Origin of the sequence: Streptomyces sp. NPDC096311 (assembly GCF_044763085.1) — a bacterium.
Lineage (GTDB): Bacteria > Actinomycetota > Actinomycetes > Streptomycetales > Streptomycetaceae > Streptomyces.
The window spans coordinates 144858-163623 of sequence record NZ_JBIWFN010000001.1 but is presented as its reverse complement, the minus strand read 5'-3'; the positions used below and the strand labels follow the sequence as shown (position 1 = coordinate 163623).

At 69.0% G+C, this 18766-nt stretch carries 21 protein-coding genes; 17 read left to right on the top strand and 4 right to left on the bottom strand.

The genetic code is table 11. From position 1 onward, the window contains the following. Nucleotides 1-49: 49 nt before the first annotated feature. A complete protein-coding gene (locus ACIRA5_RS00685) occupies nt 50-1129 on the bottom strand; it encodes an aldo/keto reductase (RefSeq protein WP_403685979.1) in 1080 nt (359 codons plus the stop codon). After that, complete coding sequence (locus ACIRA5_RS00680) at nt 1126-1584, bottom strand: ATP-binding protein (protein ID WP_403685977.1); 459 nt, start codon at nt 1582-1584, stop codon at nt 1126-1128. The genes ACIRA5_RS00685 and ACIRA5_RS00680 overlap by 4 nt, the downstream gene beginning before the upstream one ends. 1016 nt (nt 1585-2600) lie before the next feature. Here ACIRA5_RS00680 and ACIRA5_RS00675 point away from each other — a divergent pair. From ACIRA5_RS00675 to ACIRA5_RS00615, 13 genes are all read left to right on the top strand, one after another. Then, nucleotides 2601-2984, top strand: a complete 384-nt coding sequence (locus ACIRA5_RS00675; protein ID WP_403685976.1) for a DUF5999 family protein — start codon at nt 2601-2603, stop codon at nt 2982-2984. After that, on the top strand, nt 2981-3661 hold the full coding sequence (locus ACIRA5_RS00670; RefSeq protein ID WP_403687241.1) for a hypothetical protein: 681 nt from the start codon (nt 2981-2983) through the stop codon (nt 3659-3661). The genes ACIRA5_RS00675 and ACIRA5_RS00670 overlap by 4 nt, the downstream gene beginning before the upstream one ends. Further along, nucleotides 3550-4131, top strand: coding sequence for a DUF6302 family protein (locus ACIRA5_RS00665; RefSeq protein ID WP_403685974.1), 582 nt, complete (start codon nt 3550-3552; stop codon nt 4129-4131). Before ACIRA5_RS00670 ends, ACIRA5_RS00665 begins: the two co-directional genes overlap by 112 nt. A gap of 284 nt (nt 4132-4415) precedes the next feature. Further along, complete coding sequence (locus ACIRA5_RS00660; RefSeq protein ID WP_403685973.1) at nt 4416-4901, top strand: hypothetical protein; 486 nt, start codon at nt 4416-4418, stop codon at nt 4899-4901. Nucleotides 4902-4992: 91 nt separating this feature from the next. Next, complete coding sequence (locus tag ACIRA5_RS00655) at nt 4993-6432, top strand: ATP-binding protein (protein ID WP_403685971.1); 1440 nt, start codon at nt 4993-4995, stop codon at nt 6430-6432. Between the two features lie 44 nt (nt 6433-6476). After that, the gene (locus ACIRA5_RS00650; protein ID WP_403685969.1) at nt 6477-6935 is read left to right on the top strand and encodes a roadblock/LC7 domain-containing protein; all 459 of its coding nucleotides are present in this window, start codon (nt 6477-6479) and stop codon (nt 6933-6935) included. A gap of 1 nt (nt 6936) precedes the next feature. Next, on the top strand, nt 6937-7305 hold the full coding sequence (locus tag ACIRA5_RS00645) for a DUF742 domain-containing protein (protein ID WP_403685968.1): 369 nt from the start codon (nt 6937-6939) through the stop codon (nt 7303-7305). Continuing rightward, the gene (locus ACIRA5_RS00640) at nt 7280-7915 is read left to right on the top strand and encodes a GTP-binding protein (RefSeq protein ID WP_403685966.1); all 636 of its coding nucleotides are present in this window, start codon (nt 7280-7282) and stop codon (nt 7913-7915) included. Before ACIRA5_RS00645 ends, ACIRA5_RS00640 begins: the two co-directional genes overlap by 26 nt. After that, a complete protein-coding gene (locus ACIRA5_RS00635; RefSeq protein ID WP_403685965.1) occupies nt 7912-8463 on the top strand; it encodes a GAF domain-containing protein in 552 nt (183 codons plus the stop codon). The genes ACIRA5_RS00640 and ACIRA5_RS00635 overlap by 4 nt, the downstream gene beginning before the upstream one ends. Before the next feature lie 56 nt (nt 8464-8519). Then, nucleotides 8520-9728, top strand: coding sequence for an acyl-CoA dehydrogenase family protein (locus ACIRA5_RS00630; RefSeq protein ID WP_403685963.1), 1209 nt, complete (start codon nt 8520-8522; stop codon nt 9726-9728). Between the two features lie 73 nt (nt 9729-9801). After that, nucleotides 9802-11646: a glycoside hydrolase family 15 protein gene (locus ACIRA5_RS00625; protein WP_403685961.1), complete on the top strand. Its 1845-nt coding sequence runs from the start codon at nt 9802-9804 to the stop codon at nt 11644-11646. A gap of 29 nt (nt 11647-11675) precedes the next feature. Then, the gene (locus tag ACIRA5_RS00620) at nt 11676-12185 is read left to right on the top strand and encodes a helix-turn-helix transcriptional regulator (protein WP_403685959.1); all 510 of its coding nucleotides are present in this window, start codon (nt 11676-11678) and stop codon (nt 12183-12185) included. Next, a complete protein-coding gene (locus ACIRA5_RS00615) occupies nt 12182-12865 on the top strand; it encodes a hypothetical protein (protein WP_403685958.1) in 684 nt (227 codons plus the stop codon). Before ACIRA5_RS00620 ends, ACIRA5_RS00615 begins: the two co-directional genes overlap by 4 nt. 65 nt (nt 12866-12930) lie before the next feature. Here the strand turns inward: ACIRA5_RS00615 and ACIRA5_RS00610 are convergent, their stop codons facing one another. Next, nucleotides 12931-13119, bottom strand: coding sequence for a hypothetical protein (locus ACIRA5_RS00610; RefSeq protein ID WP_403685956.1), 189 nt, complete (start codon nt 13117-13119; stop codon nt 12931-12933). 18 nt (nt 13120-13137) lie between these two features. On the opposite strand from ACIRA5_RS00610, the gene ACIRA5_RS00605 reads away from it, so the two are divergent. The 4 genes from ACIRA5_RS00605 to ACIRA5_RS00590 all read left to right on the top strand — a co-directional run bounded on the left by ACIRA5_RS00605 (nt 13138) and on the right by ACIRA5_RS00590 (nt 17530). After that, complete coding sequence (locus ACIRA5_RS00605) at nt 13138-13290, top strand: hypothetical protein (RefSeq protein ID WP_403685955.1); 153 nt, start codon at nt 13138-13140, stop codon at nt 13288-13290. Nucleotides 13291-13434: 144 nt separating this feature from the next. Further along, on the top strand, nt 13435-14472 hold the full coding sequence (locus tag ACIRA5_RS00600) for a tetratricopeptide repeat protein (protein ID WP_403685954.1): 1038 nt from the start codon (nt 13435-13437) through the stop codon (nt 14470-14472). 158 nt (nt 14473-14630) lie between these two features. After that, nucleotides 14631-15299, top strand: coding sequence for a TetR/AcrR family transcriptional regulator (locus tag ACIRA5_RS00595; RefSeq protein WP_403685953.1), 669 nt, complete (start codon nt 14631-14633; stop codon nt 15297-15299). Further along, nucleotides 15296-17530 (top strand): AAA family ATPase, encoded by a 2235-nt coding sequence (locus ACIRA5_RS00590; protein WP_403685952.1) that lies wholly within the window; start codon nt 15296-15298, stop codon nt 17528-17530. The genes ACIRA5_RS00595 and ACIRA5_RS00590 overlap by 4 nt, the downstream gene beginning before the upstream one ends. Nucleotides 17531-17664: 134 nt before the next feature. Here ACIRA5_RS00590 and ACIRA5_RS00585 read toward each other — a convergent pair whose 3' ends face one another. Then, a complete protein-coding gene (locus ACIRA5_RS00585; protein WP_403685950.1) occupies nt 17665-18669 on the bottom strand; it encodes an XRE family transcriptional regulator in 1005 nt (334 codons plus the stop codon). Nucleotides 18670-18766 lie beyond the last annotated feature (97 nt).

Here is an 18766-nt window from a genome sequence, read left to right as displayed (position 1 = left end):
TTCGGGTGATGAGGCTTTGCCGCGGCCAGGAGCGCGGCTGCGTGCGTCTTCACACGGAGGCGCTGCGCGCTGACTGGCCTTCCAATGTGTCCTCCAGCTCGTTGCGGATTCGTGCGTAGATCTCATCGACAAACGTGAACTCACCAGCCGTGAGTGGCTGCTCCAGGCAGGTGAAGTTCTCCACAACCTGGGCCGGGTTGGTGAAACCTACAACTGCGGCACAGTGGTCGGCCTTCTCCAAGCACCACCCCAGGGCGAGCCTGGTGAGCGCTCCGGGCGCGTCACCGAAATGCTCGCGCAGCACCTTCAGGCCAGTAGCGACGGTCGCAAGCGCCCGTGGAGTGAACGCCCTGCTGCTGCCCCGGCTTCCTCGCAAGCTGATGTTTGCGTTGCCCGAAGATTCGCCAGTGAGCAGGCCATGGGCGAGTGGGGCAGCAAGCACCACTCCGACCCCGTGGCGCGCAGTGAAGTCGAAAAGGTTCTCGCCCTCCAACGGGATCACTGGGGTAAGGGCGTTGAGCCGCGTCCAGATGACGTTCGGCCTGATCAGTCGGAAGAGCTGGAGGAACCGAGCCGCACAGGCGGCGCGCGCTGCGGGCGTCGCCCCATAGTGGGTGTAGGGACCCCGCAAGCCAATGGCCTTGATCTCCCCTAGCTGTTGGAGCGTGTGCATCTGGTCGATGGCGGTGCCCAGGTATCGGTCCTTCTGACCGAAGTCCCACGAATCCAAGACGTACAGATCCAAGGCGTCGTCGATGTAGAGGTTGTCTTGGGTCTGTTGGAACTGGTGGCGAATGTGACGGCCGGCGTAGGGGTGCGGCGCTGAGCCGCGGATCCGCCCTACCTTGCTGCTGATGAGCAGGCCTTCGTTCGGGTTCTCCCGCAGGATCCGGCCGATCATGCGCTCGGCCCGGCCAGCGCCGTAGGAGTCGGCGGCGTCCAGCAGGTTCACGCCGAGCTCGACGGCTCGGCGCAGCCCATCGAGGAAGCGTCCGTCATCCGGGCCGTACTCGCCCTTTGAGGACTCGGCTGTACCGGCCATCCCAATGGCTCCGCAGTTGATACCCAGCGGATGAACGAGGAGGCCGTGGCCGAGATGGCGAGGTGTGAGCTTGAAAGCTGCCGTCAACGAGCACCTGCCGGCAGTGTGAGTACGGCGATGACGATCTTCCCGTTCTCCATCGGCGCTACCGACCATTTGGTGGCGAGTTCGTTAATGATGAACAAGCCTCGCCCAGCCGCGGCCACGGTTGGCGCGTCGGTCGAGGAGTTGGCTGGTCTGTCCGGGATGGCTGTCATGTCGCGCCCGCAGTCGACCACGCCCATGGCCGCGCCGAACTCATAGACATCAACGCTTATCAGGAGCGCGCCGGGGGTGTGCTGGAGGGCATTGGCGATGAGCTCGCTGGCTACCAGGGCAGCATCCTCGATCAGCTCCTTACTCACCTGACCGTCAAGGACATCGTGGAGAGCGTCACGAGCTGCACGCTGCGGGGCGTCCAGGCCGGCAAGGACCACTTCGCATCGGTTGACCAAGTCTCCGAGACTCAAGGTAGGGACCAGCTCGGCGGTTGTGGGGGGCACCCTCGTCTCCTCGTGTTCGCGACGCACTGCGGCGTGGCCGGGATCGGCGTGGTTCAACCGTGGCGGAGCTCGGCTGGCACCGGTACGCCAAACCGTCGCCACTTCTTCGCCACTTCTCGTCTCGTGCCGACGACCCACATAGGAAAACAGCCGTCATAAGCGGATATATCTGGTCTCAAACATCGAGCCAGGGGTCGCCTTGTCTCTCTGCTCCGCCATGGCGGCGTGACGAGGTACGAAACACAGACAGAGGTCCGGCCGAACGAGTCCCGGAACGCCGCCGTCGGCTAGACGTGGACCCGCCCTGGTGTGGCGCCCCAGCTCGTCCACTCCTGGCCGTAGAGCGGCTCACTTCCTGGGGCCGCCGAGCACATCCCTCCCGCCCGATGACAGCCCTCCGGCCAAACGGTCCCCGACGGCCGTTGCGCCACTGGCGCGACGGGGATCGCCCTTTCCTTCCCCGTGCTTCGCTGCACCGCCGGGAAGCACCACCCAATATGACGTTGCTCCAAACTTGCGGGTATAGCGCCCGCATGGCGCGCCACCGAGATCGCGCGCACCGCGACGCACCTTGTCCCGCAGGCGTGTCAATCGCAGCGTGGAAAGTAGCGACGAGTAGCGACGAAATGAGGACGTCGCCGCCGCGCGGGCAGGACGGGCGAGCTTCCAGAGAACTGACTGCCTGTTTCGCACCCTATTGCCCCGCACTCTGAGGCTCGCGGATGGTCACGCCGCACGTTCGCCTCAGAGAAGTGGCGAGGAAGTGGCGAGGGTTTGGCGTACCGGTGCCGCGCTGAACCAACCACGCTGGTTACTGATCACCCCGCCCATCGGCTGATCTCCCTATCTCAATCGGAGTTCGGCCGCGCCGGGCATTCACCCTAGGATCCAGGAGACGCTGTGCTCCCCACCGCCTTCCTTTCGCCGCAGCCCTGTTCCCACTTGTTCGGGTGGCCTCTGCTGGGTACGCCCCCCAGGCGTGCTGCCGAAGTGGCGCTGAGGGCGGTGTCGGCAGCATGACAAGCCCCACGGGCGGCGAGATCGCGATCGCCGGAAAGAGGGTCTCCCGCCTTGACTTGAGCACAATGCACCTCGTCGGCCGACGCACATGGCGTGAGCCGACAAGCAGGAACGCCGAGCTTGAGCTGCTGCGCCGCGCGGTTCAATCGCATGGCATCACTCACCTCGACTCCTCGGACGCCTACGGCCCACACGTATCCGATGCCCCGAACTGGGAAGCCGCGCAGGTTTCAGTGCAGTACCCAGAGCTCGGATTCAGCCTTCTCTGCAACGGAAGCATCCTCTTCGAGGACACCGATGGCCTCTTACCCGACGGCAGAGTCATCGCTCCTCACCGCCCGACCCCTGCCCCTCGCACAGCGGTTGGAGTTCGCGGATGAGCGCGGCGACGCTGACCTATCGCGGTCTCCAGGTTCCTTACGTCGCGCCGTGGGCGGCCGAGAAGCCGTTCACCTCGCCCCTCGTGCTTCAGCGAGGGCCTCGCGGCTCACGGATCGGCTACTCAGACGAGAACCCAGCGGTCGACAGGTACGAAGGCGTCCTCTGGGTCCGCCAGCCGATTGCCCCAGGGCTCGGGCGGCCTGACTTCCCGGGCATGCACTCGCGGCGCCAGCGCAGGGCCATGATCCACATGCTGTGCCAGGTCCGCGGCGGCAGTACGTTCGGCCGGCCCGATGAGCGTCATCTCTTCCTGATGCGTGCCGCCGGCGGTCAGCCGATCACTGAAGGCGAGAAGACCACAGCGGCACCGGTCTGCGTTCCGTGCGCCGTCGAGTCTGTCGGCGCCTGTCCGCACCTGCGCGGCTCCTACGCAGCAGCTCTGGTCGGCTACTCCCCGTCCTGGGGCGTGGCCGGAGTGGTCTACGACCCGTCAACGCTCCAGCCGCTTCCCAGCGAGACCGATGAAACCCTCGATCTCGTTGCCCACGATGACCCGCGGTTGCCATGGACTGTTGCCGCGCGCTACGTCGTCAGCCTGCACGACGTCACCCCGGTCGATCTGTCCGACCTTGCGAGCCTCGAGGACGCACGAACCCTCTGCGAGGTAGGACGATGACTGGTCGATCGCCTTCAGCAGACCGTGATCCGTGCCTGCTCTGGCAGAGCAGCGAACTAGCCGTCGATGCCGTTCAAATCCTCCCCGCTGAGGAGGCTTACGACTTCGAGCACGTCGCACGGCGGCTACTCAACCCAGGCTTGCTCCGCCAGGCCGTGGCTCTTGCCGTCTTCCGTCTGCCGCTGCTGGCCGTGCCCGTCGGCGAAGGACGTCGCGGCGGCCGGGCGGTTGTGGAGTACGAGGAAGTCGGCGTAGCGATGGCCGCTGCTCTGCGTGGTCGGGCTGGCTTCCCCTGCGTCCGGACGCGGCTCACCTCGCGCGGATTTGCTGTCGAGTGGGGGGACACCGCACCAGACGGCGCGGACTCCGCTGGGCGCGAGCGCTTCTGCGGGCTCGCCGCGCCGGCCGCGACTTCCCATGACGAGGTCCACCGAACCATCGCGTCCGACACCGAGGGGGAAGCTGCGTGATCTCTTCTGTCGGCGTGACTCCTGTCCCGGATTGCGGCCTGTCCGCAGCTGGGCAGTACGGCCCGGAATGGCGGCCGCCAAGCCCTTAGCCATGCCGTCCCACGATCGCTGTCCGCCTTGGCGGGCAGCCCGGATGCCAGCCCCGTGCTGGCGTTGTCCGGAGCGTCCCGGTTGTGGTCTTCCCCCGAACCGGAACCGGGACGCCGCACGACCCTGGCTGGTGCCGCACTGAACCGTCCCGCTGCGGCGCGGCACCGGCCAGGGACCTTGTCTCCCTGACGGTGATGACCGTCCCGACCGGAGTACTGATGAACCCCTTAGCGAGCACGCGCCAGCCCTGGCAGCTCACCTTCGCCGAGTCGCCGCACCCGGCTGGGCTGCCGCCCCGCCACGACATCGTGCGTACCGGCATGGGACTGGGACTACCCGCGCTTGATGCGCTGCGGGAGCAGGCGGCCAGCGTCGGCCCCATCCTCTGCTGCACCGTCCACCGCCTGCTGCTCATCCCCGTTGAAGCGGGAAATGCAGACACCTGGCAGGCACCTCATTCGACATGCCGCCCGGGAGCCGTGCAGCAGTGCCTCGACCTCGAGTACCGCGGTTACACGCCGCAGTGTGGGCGCTTCTGGCTGCTCGGTGACCAGAACTCGCAGGCGACCACCGACGCTGCCGCGCTTCACCACAGCCTGAGCCTGACGCGCTCCAGGATGCGGTCCGCTCCCTTCCGACCCCGCATCGCTCGCCGTGTTCAGGAGGTGGCCTATGCCTGAGCACGCCTCTCAGCCTCGCGGCCGGCGCCGACGGGCGCACAGCGCACCAACGGGTGCAGACGGCCGAGCGGAGCTCCGGCTCCCCCCGGCCGTGGGCGCGAGCGTCCTGACGGCGATAGCGGTCGGCGGCGCGTGGATCTCCGACAGCCTCAACGTGCTCCCTCCGGTCGTTGCTGGTGCGGCCGCAGTCACGGCGGTCGGCGGGGTCGTCTGGTGGATGGCTCTTCGCGTCCGAAGTGCTCGGCAGGCCGTCTCAGATACGCGTCAAGGTCTCGACGAGCGCGACCGGGCCAAGGAAGCCCTGCACAGCATCGCGGCCGAAGTCGAACAGGGCAGGCAGCACATCGCCTGGGCCATGTCGGCGGTGAGGAGAGGCACCCTCGAAGCGGGGCACGCGCCCCCCATAGCGCCCAGTCTCTCTGGAGACCTCGGCGCGGACGTCATGGCGGCACTGCAGCATGCCCAGGTCGAAGCCTGGCAGGCCGTCCTCGCTGCGGCTGCCCATCAGCATCGGCTGCTCAACGACCAAGCGGAGCTGGCCGAGATCTTCCGCTCCATTGCCCCGCGTCTGCAGGCCCTGATCAACCGCACCGTCGCCGTCATCTCGGCCGTCGAGAAAAGCGTCGAGGACCCGGACCTCATGCACGAGATCTTCGGCGTCGATCACCTGGTGACCCAGATCCGTCGCGCCGTGGAAAGTCTGGCGGTCCTGGGCGGCAGCACCCCCACCCGCGACGCCGACCCGGTGCTCGTCGCCACGGCACTGCGCCGAGCGGTGCAGGAGATCCCCGATTACCAGCGCGTGCGGGTGGCGACCCCGAAACAGCGCCTGGCTCTGCCGGGCTACGTGAGCCCGAACGTCGTGCACTTGCTTGCCGAACTGATGGAGAACGCGACCAAGTGGTCCTCGACCAAGGTGGAAGTGCACACCACCCAGGTGCCCGGCGGGCTGGCCATCGAGCTCCTGGACCGCGGCGCCGGGATGTCCGACCGGAAGCGCGCCGAGCTGAACCAGCTGCTCAAGGCCCCGGAATCGGCCGACCCTCGCGGCCGGCTCAGGGAGAACCAGATCGGCTTACTGGTCGCCGCCCTGCTTGCCCAACGTCACAAGATCGATATCCACCTGCGACCCAACGTCATGGGTGGGACCCACGCGATCGTCGTGCTGCCGGATGAGTTGCTCGTCGCGCCGAAGGAAGACCAGCCCGGTGCCGGACGCGTAGCCGGGCCCCCGCCACACCCGGTTTCCCAGCCCGCCGACCCGAGCCCACGGGCGCCGGTGGCGGGACGTGCGCACTCCGGGCTGCCGAGGCGCCTTACGCCGGACCGGCCCCAGGCACACGACCACCAGAGGGTGTCGGCGCAAGCCGGCCCCGACCCGAGAATCGGGGCGAAGCCTGCACTTCCACGGCGCTCCGACGCGCACCGCGCCCCGGAACCCCCCGCGCGACAAGGGCCGTCCGGCCACCCCACCAGCGACCTGATGGCCCAGTTCACCTCCCGCACCGGCTCCGATGGCCCTGCGAACTGACTCCCGGCCATCCACTGCCCCCCACCGAGAAAGAGGAGTGCCCCATGCAGCCCGACACCTTCCCCGCCGACGACGCCCCCACGACCGGACAGACCACGCTGGACGGACTGCTGGCTGGTCTCATGAACCGGGCGCCCGGCACGGTCAGGGTGCTCCTGGCCTCCGGTGACGGCCTCAAGCTCGCGCACACCGACAAGGACGTCGACAAGGCTGACGAGATGGCCGCGGTCATGTCCGGGCTGTACAGCCTCGGCCGCGGCATCTTCAAGCACACTCCCGGCGGCGTGCGCCAGGTCGTCGTCGAGCACGACGGCGGACGGCTGTTCGTGATGAGCGCCGGCGCCGGCGCCACGGACCCCAGCGTGGTGGGGACCGTCCTGGGCGTATTGGCGCTGCCCTCGGCCGAACCGGGCCTGGTGGGATACCAGATGACCACCCTGATCAAGGGCCTCGACGAGCACCTGATCACCGAGGCCCGGACCAACAAGTACTCCGGGCAGTGAGATGGCTGCGAACAGGGGGCCTTGGGCCGAAGCCGCCTTAGGCGACGTACGGCCCTATGCGATCACCGGTGGCCGCACCCGCACCAAGTACGCGCTGCACCTGACCACCCTGCTGAGCACAAGGCCCGCCACCCGCCCCGGCGAATTCGGCATCGAAGCAGAGCAGGTGCGGCTGAGATGCAGCGGCGCAGCGCTCTCCATCGCGGAGATCGCGGCGCTCCTGCACCAGCCCGCTCAGGTCATCAAGGTCCTGGTCGGCGATCTTCTCGACGCTGGCGCCCTGGACGTGGCCGCCCCCCGTTCAATCGCCGCCCACAACGACACGGATCTCTTGGAGGCAGTCCTTGTCGGCCTACACAACAAGCTCTGATGCTGCCCCCTACCAGGGCGGCCCACTGCCGACGGCAGAGCTGAAAATCGTCATCGCAGGCGGTTTCGGCGTCGGCAAGACGACCCTCGTCGGCTCTCTGAGCGAGATCGAGCCGCTCCTCACGGAGGAGGTGCTGACGATCGCGAGTGAGGGCACCGACGACCTGGAGGGGATACGCGACAAGTCCACGACAACGGTCGCCATGGACTTCGGCCGCATCACCTTCGACGAGCCCCGCCCGATGGTGCTGTTCCTGTTCGGCACCCCCGGACAGGAGCGTTTCTGGTTCACCTGGCACGACCTCTGTGAGGGGGCGGTCGGAGCCGTCGTCCTTGCCGACACTCGCCGCCTCAACGACTCCTTCGCCGCCATCAGCTACTTCGAACGACGGGGAACACCCTTCGTCGTCGCGGTCAACCAGTTCGACGACGGCTACTCCTACGACACCAGCGAAGTCCGCGAGGCCCTCGAACTTCCCTCGTCCGTCCCCGTGCTGAAGTGCGACGCCCGCGACTACCAGTCCTCCATGGACGTGGTGATCGCCCTGGTCAAACACAGCCTCGCTGCAGCCCGATCCCGTCACTCATCCCGCCTCGGAGCCCCCGCATGACCCCGATCAACGATCAGCGGCACCCCACCACACCGCACACGGAGGAACAGGAACGGATCGCCCAAACGCAGCACGCTCTCGGGCTGCATGCACCCGATCCGGAGCTCGACGCGTTCGCCACCCGGCTCGCCCTGGCCACCGGCATCCCGAACGTCTACGCGATGGTCAACCCCTTCACCACCACGGAGCAGCAGTTTGTCGGGCTGCACATCCCTGACAACGGCGACCTGCCAACCGTCGGCCGCAGCATGCCCCTGGACCACGGCTTCTGCCCTGAAGTCGTGGACCGCGGGAGGCCTCTGGTGCTGCCCGACGTCTTCGCATCCCCACGTTTCGCCGGTAACCCGGTGGTCGACCAGATCGGCATCCGCACCTACGCCGGTGCCCCTCTGATCCACGAGGGCACCGTGCTCGGCACCGTGTGCTTCGTCGGCCTCGAAGAGCAGCCCCAGAGCACCGGACAGGCATCCCTCGCTCTTATCAAGCAGCACCGGGACGAGGTCATGGCCTTCCTCTACCGCCGCGCCGGCTACCAACCGCCGCAGTAGGAACAGCGCGCGCTCCGCCGCAGACCGAGCGTGACCGAGCAGGAGGGGAGCCCACGATGTCCGACTGGTATCTGACACCGCAGCACGAGCAGCTTCGCCGAACGGTGCGCGTCTTTGCAGAGACAGAAGTCGCTCCGCGCGTGCCCGAGATGGAGCGGAACGGCGACGTCGAGCGCGAGCTCGCGTCACTGATCGCCGCGCAGGGCTGGATCGGCGCCACGATCGATGCCACCTACGGCGGTATGGGGGCCGGTCACCTCGCCAAGACCATCATCATCGAGGAGCTCGCCCGCGTCAGCGGCGCGATGGGTGCCATGGTGCAGGCGTCGCAGCTCGGCGTCGCCAAGGTCATCCACTTCGGCAGCGAGGAGCAGAAGCAGATCTGGTTGCCCCGGTTCGCCGACGGCTCGTGGCTGCCCACGATTGCGGTCACCGAGCCCGACAGCGGCAGCCACGTCCTGGGCATGGAGGCCACTGCCCGCCGCGACGGGGACTCGTATGTACTGAACGGCCGGAAGATCTACATTGGCAACTCCCACATAGGGCACGTGCACGGAGTCGTAGCCCGCACTGCGCCAGGGTCAAAGGGCCTGACCGCCTTCCTGGTCGAAGCCGACCAGCCCGGTCTGTCCCTCGCCCCGCACGGAGAGACCCTCGGCCTGCACGGCTTCAGCTTCGGCGAACTCATCTTCGACGACTGCCGCATACCGGTGGGCAACCGGCTGGGAGAGGAGGGCGACGGCCGGGACGTGGCCGACTCCTCCAGCGTCCTGTACGGCCGCCCGAATCTCACCGCCGTGGCCCTGGGCATCCACCAGGCCATCCTGGACGAAGTCACCCGGTTCGCCACCGAACGCCAGCGCTACGGCAAGCCGCTGCACAATCTGGCGAACATCAAGATCAAGGTCGGTCAGATCAAGTCCCGCCTGATGACCTCCCGACTTGCCGCATACCACGCGGCGCAGCTCCTGGACGCGGGCGCGGCCCGTGACGCCGAGCTGATGAACGCCAAGGTCATCAACGTGGAACTGGCGATCGACTCCGCGCGCGCCGCCATGGAGATCGAAGCAGCAGCGGGCCTCTTCACCGACCGCCCCCTCGAGCGCTTCCTACGCGACGCCTTCCACATCTTCGCCCCGGCCGGCACCTCGGACATCCAGCACCTACGCCTCGCCGAGGTGGCCCTCGGACTGGACAAGGGCCAGTGGTCCCAGCGCCTGGCAACCGCGCCGCCTGCGTCGCCCGCTCCGGTCGCCCTGACCTGACCGCCTGCTGGCGGGCCCGCACCCAGGGCCCGCCGCCTCCGCCCCCTCGCAGCCGCATCGTTGAAGGACTCACGTGACCACCTTGATCGAGGACTACGCCCTGGTGGGCGACATGCAGACCTCCTGCCTCATCAGCAACAAGGGCAGCGCCGACTGGATGTGTCTGCCGACCTTCGAGTCCCCCGCCGCCTTCGCCGCCCTGCTGGGAACCGAGGAGCACGGCTCGTGGCAGATCCGCCCCCGGACCATGGCCACCGCGACCCGCCGCTACCTGCCCGACACACTCGCGCTGGAGACTACCTGGCGCTGTTCCGACGGAACGGTCCGCGTTCTCGACTTCATGCCACCCCGACCCGCCGGATCCCCGGGCAATCCGCAGCTGATCAGAATGGTCGAGGGCCTGGCCGGCAAGGTGCGCATGGTTTCGCGGGCACGCATGCGCTTCTCCTACGGACAGGTCGATCCCCGCCGCGAACGCGTCCCCCAGACATTCGGCTCAACGCGCCACCTCGCCGTAGCCGGAGCTGACGCGGTCTGGATCGACAGCTCGGTCGAAATGACCGATCAGGACGACCACACCACCCGGGCCGACTTCGCCATCCGGGAGGGCGAGAAGGCCGCATTCGCGCTCACCTGGCAGCCCTCCCATCTCGACCCGCCGCCGTATCCCGACCCGCCCCAGGCCCTGGCCGACGCGACGCGGTTCTGGACCGACTGGTCCGCTCGCAGCACCTACACGGGCCCCCACAGCGATGCCGTGATGCGGTCCCTGATCACGCTCAAGGCCCTCACGTACGCCCCCACCGGCGCCATCGTCGCAGCACCCACCACCTCGCTTCCCGAACAGCTCGGCGGCGGCCGCAACTGGGACTACCGCTACACCTGGCTGCGCGACGCCGCGATCACCCTCGCGGGCCTCGTCCGCACCGGTTACCTCGACGAGGCCCGAGCCTGGCGCGGCTGGCTGCTTCGCGCCGTCGCCGGCGACCCGAGCAAGCTCCAGATCATGTACGGCATCACCGGACGCCGCGAACTGACGGAAGGCGTCCTCAACCTCCCCGGCTACGAGAACTCACGCCCCGTCCGAGTCGGCAACGCCGCCGCCCACCAACTCCAACTCGACGTGTACGGCGAAGTCATCGAGACCCTCTACCTGGGACACATGTACGGCCTGGACCACGACGCCGACGCCCATCAACTGCAGATCGAGCTGATCAACTACTTGGAACGCTCCTGGCACGAGGAAGACGAAGGCATCTGGGAAGTCCGCGGTCCGCGCCGCCACTTCGTCCATTCCAAGGTCATGGCCTGGGTCGCCGTCGACCGCGTGATCAAACTCGTCGAGTCGGGCGACGCGACCGGCCCGGTCGAACGCTGGCGCCGACTCCGGGACGCCATCCACCACGACGTCTGCACCCGCGGCTACGACCCCCAGCGGAACACCTTCACCCAGTCGTACGGCTCGATCGAACTCGACGCCTCGCTGCTTCTCATTCCCCAGGTCGGTTTTCTCCCCCCGACCGACAAGCGCGTCATCGGCACCGTCGAGGCTATCCAACGCGAGCTCGCCACCCCGGAGGGCTTCGTCCTGCGCTACCCAACCGCCGGAAGCGACGAAGGCGTCGACGGCCTCGTCGGAGATGAAGGAACCTTCCTGGCCTGCTCGTTCTGGATGGTGGAGGCGTTGGCACTGATCGGCCGCCGCGAGGACGCTCACGCCCTCTTCGCAAAACTCCTGGGCCTGCGCAACGACGTCGGCCTCCTCGCCGAGGAGTACGACAGCAACGCCAAGAGACAAGTTGGCAACTTCCCACAGGCGTTCTCCCACTTTGCGCTGATCCTCGCAGCGCTCCGCCTGGACGCTGCCGAGTCCGCCTCCCCGACCCGGCGCGTATTCGCCGCGGTCTCCGCTAACTGATCCTCTTCAGCCCACAACAGGAAGTTCCCATGCCCGTCAAAATCCCGGACGCAGCCGCGCTCACCCAGCTCACCCCCGCCGAGAAGCAGGTCGCCAAAGTTCTCGTCACCGGTGCCTCCAATATCCAGGGCGCCCAGGTCCTGAAGATGCGAAAGAGCACCTTCGCCGGCCACGTCGGCAGCATCGGCCGGAAGTTTCAGATCACCGGCAAGGCCGGCAGGCCCGCCCGCGCGCACGCCGTGCTGGCCAGCGGACAGGTCGACCCGCCGTCGGCACCCGCCGATGTCCCCGATTTCACCCCCGCCGAGCGGCAGCTCCTGCAAGCACTCGCTGAACACGCGGAAACCGAGGACATCGGCAAGGCGGCAAACGTCCCCGTGCCCGCCGACGTTCGCCCGTTGATCGAGAAGCTGGTCGGCAAAGCCGGGGCCGACAACGACACCCACCTGATCGGCCTCGGTCACGCGTGGGGCCTCCTCGGCCCAGGCACCACCGGCACTCGCAGCGGTCAGAGCGAGCCCGTCGGAGAGGCACGATGACTGGCACCCCTATGCAGGTGGAGCATCAGCCACCCCTCGAAGCCCCCGTCGAGCCAGGCTTACTGGGTGAACCAACCGCCGCACCGCGCCCGCCCTACGAGATGCGCCCGCTGCTGACCGAGCAGGATCGCGACGCCGTCGCCGAGCTCGTCAACCAGCGCATGAAGTGGCTCGACCAGCGGTGGCTCGCCCCGCCCTACCCGGGCGACGCAGCCTCCCTGTTCCGAGAGCAGTGGGTGGACTCAGCCGCCCTGTTCGAGGACAGGCGCCCCGTCGGGTGTTTGCGGCTGGACCGCCAACCGACCCTCCCGCGCTGGGACGCCGAGATCAGTGAACCCAGCGTGCTCGTCTCTCTCGCCTTCACTGCGCCCGATAGAAGGACTGACCTGATCGGGCGCCTGATGACGTTGTGGGTACAGGACTTCGCCAGCCGTCTGGGCATGATGTGGGCGCGCTGCGAAGTTCCGGCCGGGGCCCCTGGCTCGCCCAGCATGCATCTGCTCGAGCATCTCAAGAACAGGTGCGGCTGGCAGTTCGTCCGCTCCGCCACGGAGAGGGCTGGCCGGCCGCTGGCCCTGTTGCAGCTACCGGCGAAGGCCCAGCGTCTTGAACCGCTGATCTGCTGCACGGTCCCGCTCCAGACCGCGGACTCGAACGTGACCGCGAGGCCGGGCAGATGACCACTTGGACCGGCACCCTGGATGTCCCAAGCAGCGCTCGCTCGCTGCGGCCTAGCTCCCAGCTCCTAGCCCGCCTCCCGCGCCACGACCGGATTGCCGCAGCGGCTGACGAGGCGGTCCTCCTGATCGAAGCAGGCTGCAGGCTTCCGCTGCCGTTGGTCCTGGCTGGCGCGCGCGGGGCCTCCCGCCCGCACCACTCCGCCGCGGCCGCCGTCGATGCCCTGGCCACCAGGGCTGACCTCACCCACACGCACCCTGAGGACCCTGCCCAGATGATCACCACCACTGCACTCGACGAGATGTACCAGAACCTGGAGGAGGACGCCCGGTACATCTACCGCTCGCTTGGATTGCTTCCGGTCTGCGAGATCAACGCGGACATGACCGCCGCGATCACCGAGCTGCCGTGGGGGCGGGCGGAGTAGGAGCTGGAGGTCCTGGCCGACGAGCAGCTCCTGGAACCGCTCGAGGAGCACGAGGGCCGCGTCCGCTACCGCCTGGTCTCCGTCGCCCGTGACCACGCCCGTTCGCTGGCCCTGCAGCACGATCTGGAGCACGACCGCGTCCTCGTGCTGCGCCGGCTCTGTGACTGGGTCCTGACGATCTCCACGCAGGCGCAGGTCCGTCTCACCACGGCCCAGGCGATCCTCCGGCTGTCGACGATGACCGAGCCGCCGGCCGTTCCGGCGCCCTTCGACGACGACGCCGGCGCCCTGGCCTGGCTGGAGTCGCACGAGGGCAACTTCCTGGCGCTGCTGCGCGCGGCGGAGGCGGCCGGCTGGGACGAGCTGGTGTGGCAGCTCGTCGACAGTTTCTGGCCATGGTTCCTTCGCCGGCACCCCTACGAACTGTGGTCGGCCGCCCACGAGATCGGCCTCGCCGCCGCGCGCTGCGTCGGCAACGAGTCGGCCGTACGGCAGATGCTCCTGTCCGGGGCGATCGGCCTGAACGCGGCGGGGCGGATGAAGGATGCCTTGCGGTGGTACGGCGAGGTCTGTGACGCGGCGCGCGATGCGGGTGATCTTCGGGACGAGGGCCAGGCGCTGCTTGGCCTGGGTTCGTGTCACCACGACGCCGGCATGCCGGAGCAGGCCCGCCCGTTCCTGACTCGGGCGATCGCCCTGTGGCGGTCCTGCGGCTACCCGCGAGGGGTCGCCCTGGCGAACATCGTGCTGGGTGAGATCGACCTCGCCGACGACCCCCGCCGCGCGATGGACGCGTTCGCCGAGGCACGCGCCGACCTGCTGGAGGTCGACGATTCCTTCGACGCCGCCCGCGCGCTCGTCCTCCAAGGACACGCCTGTGTCCGTACCGGAGACGTCGAGGGCGGCATCCGTGAGATGACGACGGGCCTTGCCTCGCTCGCCGACGCTGGCAGCACCCGATGGCGGGCCCGCGCGCTCGAACTGCTCGGTGCCGCGCACCACGACAAGGGCGATACGGCCACGGCCCGCGGCTACTACCAGCAGGCCGAGCAGCTGTATGCGGTGATGCGCCCGGCCGACGCCGAGCGGGTCCGCGATCTGTCGGCCGGCCTGGCGCGGCTGCTGACACGCCCCTCTGCCGCAGACGTCGCCGGCCTTCACGGAGAGGGCCCCCGAGGATGATGGAAACGACGTCACGCAGGAGCGGCACGCTCCGCGCGGCCGCCGCCCGCCGGCTCCCGGAAACCGGAACCGGCACTGTACCCCCTCGTTTCTGCGCCGACGGTCCAGCCCGGTCGTCGGCTGCGGGCCCCGAGCCCGTGGCCGGGCGCTCCACCCGGATGGCCGGCCCCGTGCACGGGGCGATGGGGCAGGCGGGTGTGCGGGAGTCCCTGCTGAGCGCCGCTTACACGGCGCTAGCACGCCGTCCGTGGTCCGCCGTGCCCATGGTGGAGGTGGCCGCTGTGGCCGGGGTGTCACGGCAGTCGCTGTACAACGAGTTCGGCAGCAAGTGGGGGCTCGCGCGAGCCTTGGTCCGCCGGGAAGTTGACGCCTATCTCGCGGGCGTCGACCGCGCCCTCGCCACGCAGGGCGACGCCAGCGAGCGGCTGGCCGCGGTCGGCGAGTGGACGGTGTCGTCGGCATGGCGCAACCCACTCGTTCACGCCATGCTCACCGGCTGGTGGAGCGAGGGGCTGCCCGCGCCGACGCTCGCGGCCGTGCCCTCGTCCTCCGCGTCGCCCGTGCAGCGCCGCGCCGAAGGCCCGCTGCCCTCCCCTGCCGACTTCGTGGCCCTGGTCCGCGACCGCGCGGTGACCGTCCTGGCCGTTCCCGGCGCATCCACGGCCGACATGGCCGGGCTGGCCCGCTCCTGCGAACTCGTCGCCCGGCTCGCCCTGTCCTGCGTCACGGCGCCCCCGGGCGGCGGCGGGGTCACGGACCTGGTGCGCAACGCCCTGCACCGCCAGGCTGACACCGGGCGTCGGCGAGCCCTGGTGGGTGACCTGTGACCGCGGCCCGCCCTGCAGGGGGCGACAGCGCACCGCTGCCGTACGTGCTGCCCGCGCCGGGTCCGGTCACCGACAACAGGCTCGCGGACAGCACGCTCTACGGTCCGAGCATCCAGGCCAGCAGTATCAACGGCGGTGTCCATTTCCACGAGGCATCGCCGTCCGCACCGCCAGTCCCGCGGCAACTGCTGCCGGTGCCCGCCACGTTCACCGACCGGGAGTCCGACCTCGCCGCTCTGATCACTCAGATCGGGGAGCTGCCCGACTACGCCGTGCGCACAGTGGTGATCAGCGGGCCCGGCGGCATCGGCAAGACCACGCTGGCGAACCGGCTGCTCCACCAAGTGTCGACCGCGTACGGCGGTGGTCAGCTCTACGCGGATCTGCGCGGCTACGCCCCCGAGGGCCCGGCCCATACCAGCGAGGTCCTCGCCCGGTTCCTGCGTTCTCTGCGCCCCGGTGCGCAGCCCGCCTCCGTGGAGGAGCTGGCCGCCTGGTGGCGGTCGGTGACCGCCACACAGCCGGACCGGCCCGCGATCGTCCTCCTCGACAACGCCCGCAACGCCGCCCAGGTCCGGGCTCTCCTCCCCGGCAGGAGGGGCCACCTGGTCGTCGTGACCAGCCGAGAGCGCCTGGCCGAACTGGCCCCCGACGGCGCCGTACCGCACCGGCTGGATCCCTTCGACGACGTAGCCGCGCGGCAATACCTCACCCGCTGCCTGGGCCAGCACCGCGTAGCCCGTGAAGCCGGTGCCGCCGAACAGATCACTCGCCGCGCCGCCGGCTCACCCATGGCGCTCGCCCTGACGGTGGCCCACCTCGCGGCAGATCCGGACCGGCCCTTCGCCGAACTGGTCTCCGGCGCCCCGAGCAGGGTCCCAGCAGATCCATCGCATCCCCCCATCGCCCGTCAGGAGGCGGCCGTGAACCACGCCCTCGACCAGTCGTACTGGTCACTTCCGCTCAGCACCCCTGCCCCGGCCGTCTACCGGCGCATGGCGAGCGTGTTCACAGTCGACTTCGACGTTCCGCTCACGGCCGCCGCCTGCAGTCTGACGTGCTCGGAGGCGGAAACCATCCTGGAACAGTTGCACGAGCGGCACCTCATCGAACTCCACCGGGAGTCGGCTTCCCGCGGCCGCGTCTACCGCTTCCACGACACTGCCCGAGCCCATGCCCGAGTCCTGGCCGCGCTGGAGGCCACCTTGGGGGAACCGGAGGAGCTCCTGCAGCGGTCCCTGGACTTCTACCTGGCGAACGCGAGCGCCACCGAGAAGATCCTCACGCCCACCCACCGCCCCTTGCGCCGGGACAACGTCTACCCGCCCGCTGAACTGATCGTGTTCGCGGATGACGCCACTGCTCTGGCCTGGCTCTACGAACAGCGGAACAACCTGCTGCGCGCGGTGCGTGCCGCGGCCGCCGCCGGCCTGGACCGAGCCACCTGGCAGCTGGCCCACGCCATCTGGCCGCTGCTCCACTCGTCCCACGATTACGAGCTGTGGTCCGAGAGCCATGAACTCGGTCTTCAGGCCGCGCGCCGCTGCGGGGACCGTGAGGCCGAAGTCGAGATGCTCAGCACGTGGGGGGTCGGGCTGCGCGGTGCCGGCAAGTTCGACGATGCCGCCCAGACGTTCGCGGCCGTCCTGCGGCTCGCCCGCGAGGAACAGGACCTTCGTGCCGAGGCCCAGGCCCTGCACGAACTCGGGTCCGTGAACCTGCACGGCGGTCATCCGGCCAGGGCAGAGGACTTCCTGCTCCAGGCCCGCCAGCGGCGCATCGAGCTCGGCCGCACGAGCGAGTCCGAGACCGACCGGCTCACGTACAGGCGGGCTGTGGCGATCACCAACGTCTGCCTCGGCCAGGCCCAGCTCGAACTCCACCGCCCTGCCGAGGCGATCGAGACCCTGAGCACCGCCCGTGCGACGCTGCTCCACATCCAGGACGCCTTCGACGCCGCCCGGGCGCTCGCGTGGCTTGCCCGAGCCCACGCCGCGGGCGGCGCTACGGGCGAAGGCGAAGAGGAGGGGCGCCGGGCCGTTGCCGAATGCGACGCTGCGGGATCGGAGCGCTGGCGCGCCCACAGCCGGGAACTGCTCGGCCATACCCTTCGAGAAGGCGGCCACGTGGGCCTGGCACGCGGCCTCTACGAAGAGGCCGCTGGCATCTACTCGGCCGTCAGCCGCCGCGATGAGGACCGCGTCCGCCAGCACCTTCAGGAACTCTCGTGATCACCTGCGGACTGCGGCGACCGCGCCCTCGCGCCTTACGCCGCGCACGGGCCGTCGGCGTGCTCCGAGACACCGTTCAACCTCGGTGCTGTCCAGCCATTGCCGCAGCAGGACATGACCGCCCATCGTGTGTGTCACGCAGCTGCGAGGTCCATGAGCTCAGGCACTCCTTCGATGCTGGAGTGGGCCTCGAAACGAGGAACGAGCCCTTGCACCAGCTCGACGCACCGGGGGGCTCCGATGCGCTGGGCGACCTGCAGCGCTTCCAGGGCGGCCGCGGCCGCGCGTTCGGGCTCTCCCAGGTCGAGGTGACTGCGGGCCTCGTAGGCGCGGAAGACGCCACGGGTCTTGTCGCGGCTGGGCGGCAACAACTTCCGGCCCTCGCGGATGAGCTGATGGGCCCGGCGGGTGTCGCCCAGATCGAGCAGGGCCTGCCCCGAGTCGACGGCCAAATCGGCGCTGGACATCCACGCGCACCACGTCGGCACGGGCTCCCCGGACGAGGCATCGAGAAGGTGTTCGGCTGCCGTGAGGGCGCGCAAGGTAGCTCGCCGCTCGCCTCGTACCGCCAGGGCCCGTGCGAGCCGGAGCTGGAGCAGGGACCGGGCAGCCGGGTGCCGGGTCCCGGACAGGGCCCGTTCGAGGATGCCGGCGGCCGTGCGCGGATCATTCCGCCAGGAGGCTTGGTAGGCGAGGTCGCCGAGCAGAGCCGCGCCCATGTCGCGGTCGCCTCCGGCACGGGCGCTGTGCAGTCCGGCGATCCAGTACTGGCTCGCCTCGGCGTGCAACCCGTAGTCGAAACGATGCCACCCCACCGTCTGGCTCAGACTCGCGGCGAGTGCGTGGAGGCGCAGTTTGACCGGCCGGTTGTACCGGCTGCCCTCAATAATGTCCGTGACCGTGGTCAGGAGCGCGTCAACCAATGGTGCAGTGTGTTGACGCTGCTCGGTTGCCTGGACGGTCAATCGTGCGCTGGTCTCCTCGAGCAGAGCGACCAGGTCCTCCCCGATCGCTTTGGAGCCCTGCGCCGGCTCCGCCGTCAGGGCCCAGGTATCGGTCGACGCCCACGAGCTGGCCAGTGTCACCAGGGCACTACCGGAGATGGCGGTCAGGAAGGTACGACGGGAGGAGCGTTCCATGGTCGTTCGCAATGCCTCTCGGAGGGCAGGGACCGGGCTGTTCTGATCGAGCGGGATCACCATGCCGCCGACTCCCGGCAGCCAATTCGGCCACGCT

What these genes read in the sequence shown, in the direction of transcription:
- ACIRA5_RS00660 (WP_403685973.1), top strand. Translation starts at nt 4,416, where the DNA reads ATGACCGTCCCGACCGGAGTACTGATGAACCCCTTAGCGAGCACGCGC.
- ACIRA5_RS00635 (WP_403685965.1), top strand. Translation starts at nt 7,912, where the DNA reads ATGACCCCGATCAACGATCAGCGGCACCCCACCACACCGCACACGGAG.
- ACIRA5_RS00605 (WP_403685955.1), top strand. Translation starts at nt 13,138, where the DNA reads ATGATCACCACCACTGCACTCGACGAGATGTACCAGAACCTGGAGGAG.
- ACIRA5_RS00615 (WP_403685958.1), top strand. Translation starts at nt 12,182, where the DNA reads ATGACTGGCACCCCTATGCAGGTGGAGCATCAGCCACCCCTCGAAGCC.
- ACIRA5_RS00675 (WP_403685976.1), top strand. Translation starts at nt 2,601, where the DNA reads ATGACAAGCCCCACGGGCGGCGAGATCGCGATCGCCGGAAAGAGGGTC.
- ACIRA5_RS00630 (WP_403685963.1), top strand. Translation starts at nt 8,520, where the DNA reads ATGTCCGACTGGTATCTGACACCGCAGCACGAGCAGCTTCGCCGAACG.
- ACIRA5_RS00650 (WP_403685969.1), top strand. Translation starts at nt 6,477, where the DNA reads ATGCAGCCCGACACCTTCCCCGCCGACGACGCCCCCACGACCGGACAG.
- ACIRA5_RS00665 (WP_403685974.1), top strand. Translation starts at nt 3,550, where the DNA reads ATGGACTGTTGCCGCGCGCTACGTCGTCAGCCTGCACGACGTCACCCC.
- ACIRA5_RS00620 (WP_403685959.1), top strand. Translation starts at nt 11,676, where the DNA reads ATGCCCGTCAAAATCCCGGACGCAGCCGCGCTCACCCAGCTCACCCCC.
- ACIRA5_RS00595 (WP_403685953.1), top strand. Translation starts at nt 14,631, where the DNA reads ATGGCCGGCCCCGTGCACGGGGCGATGGGGCAGGCGGGTGTGCGGGAG.
- ACIRA5_RS00670 (WP_403687241.1), top strand. Translation starts at nt 2,981, where the DNA reads ATGAGCGCGGCGACGCTGACCTATCGCGGTCTCCAGGTTCCTTACGTC.
- ACIRA5_RS00585 (WP_403685950.1), bottom strand. Translation starts at nt 18,669, where the DNA reads ATGGAACGCTCCTCCCGTCGTACCTTCCTGACCGCCATCTCCGGTAGT.
- ACIRA5_RS00645 (WP_403685968.1), top strand. Translation starts at nt 6,937, where the DNA reads ATGGCTGCGAACAGGGGGCCTTGGGCCGAAGCCGCCTTAGGCGACGTA.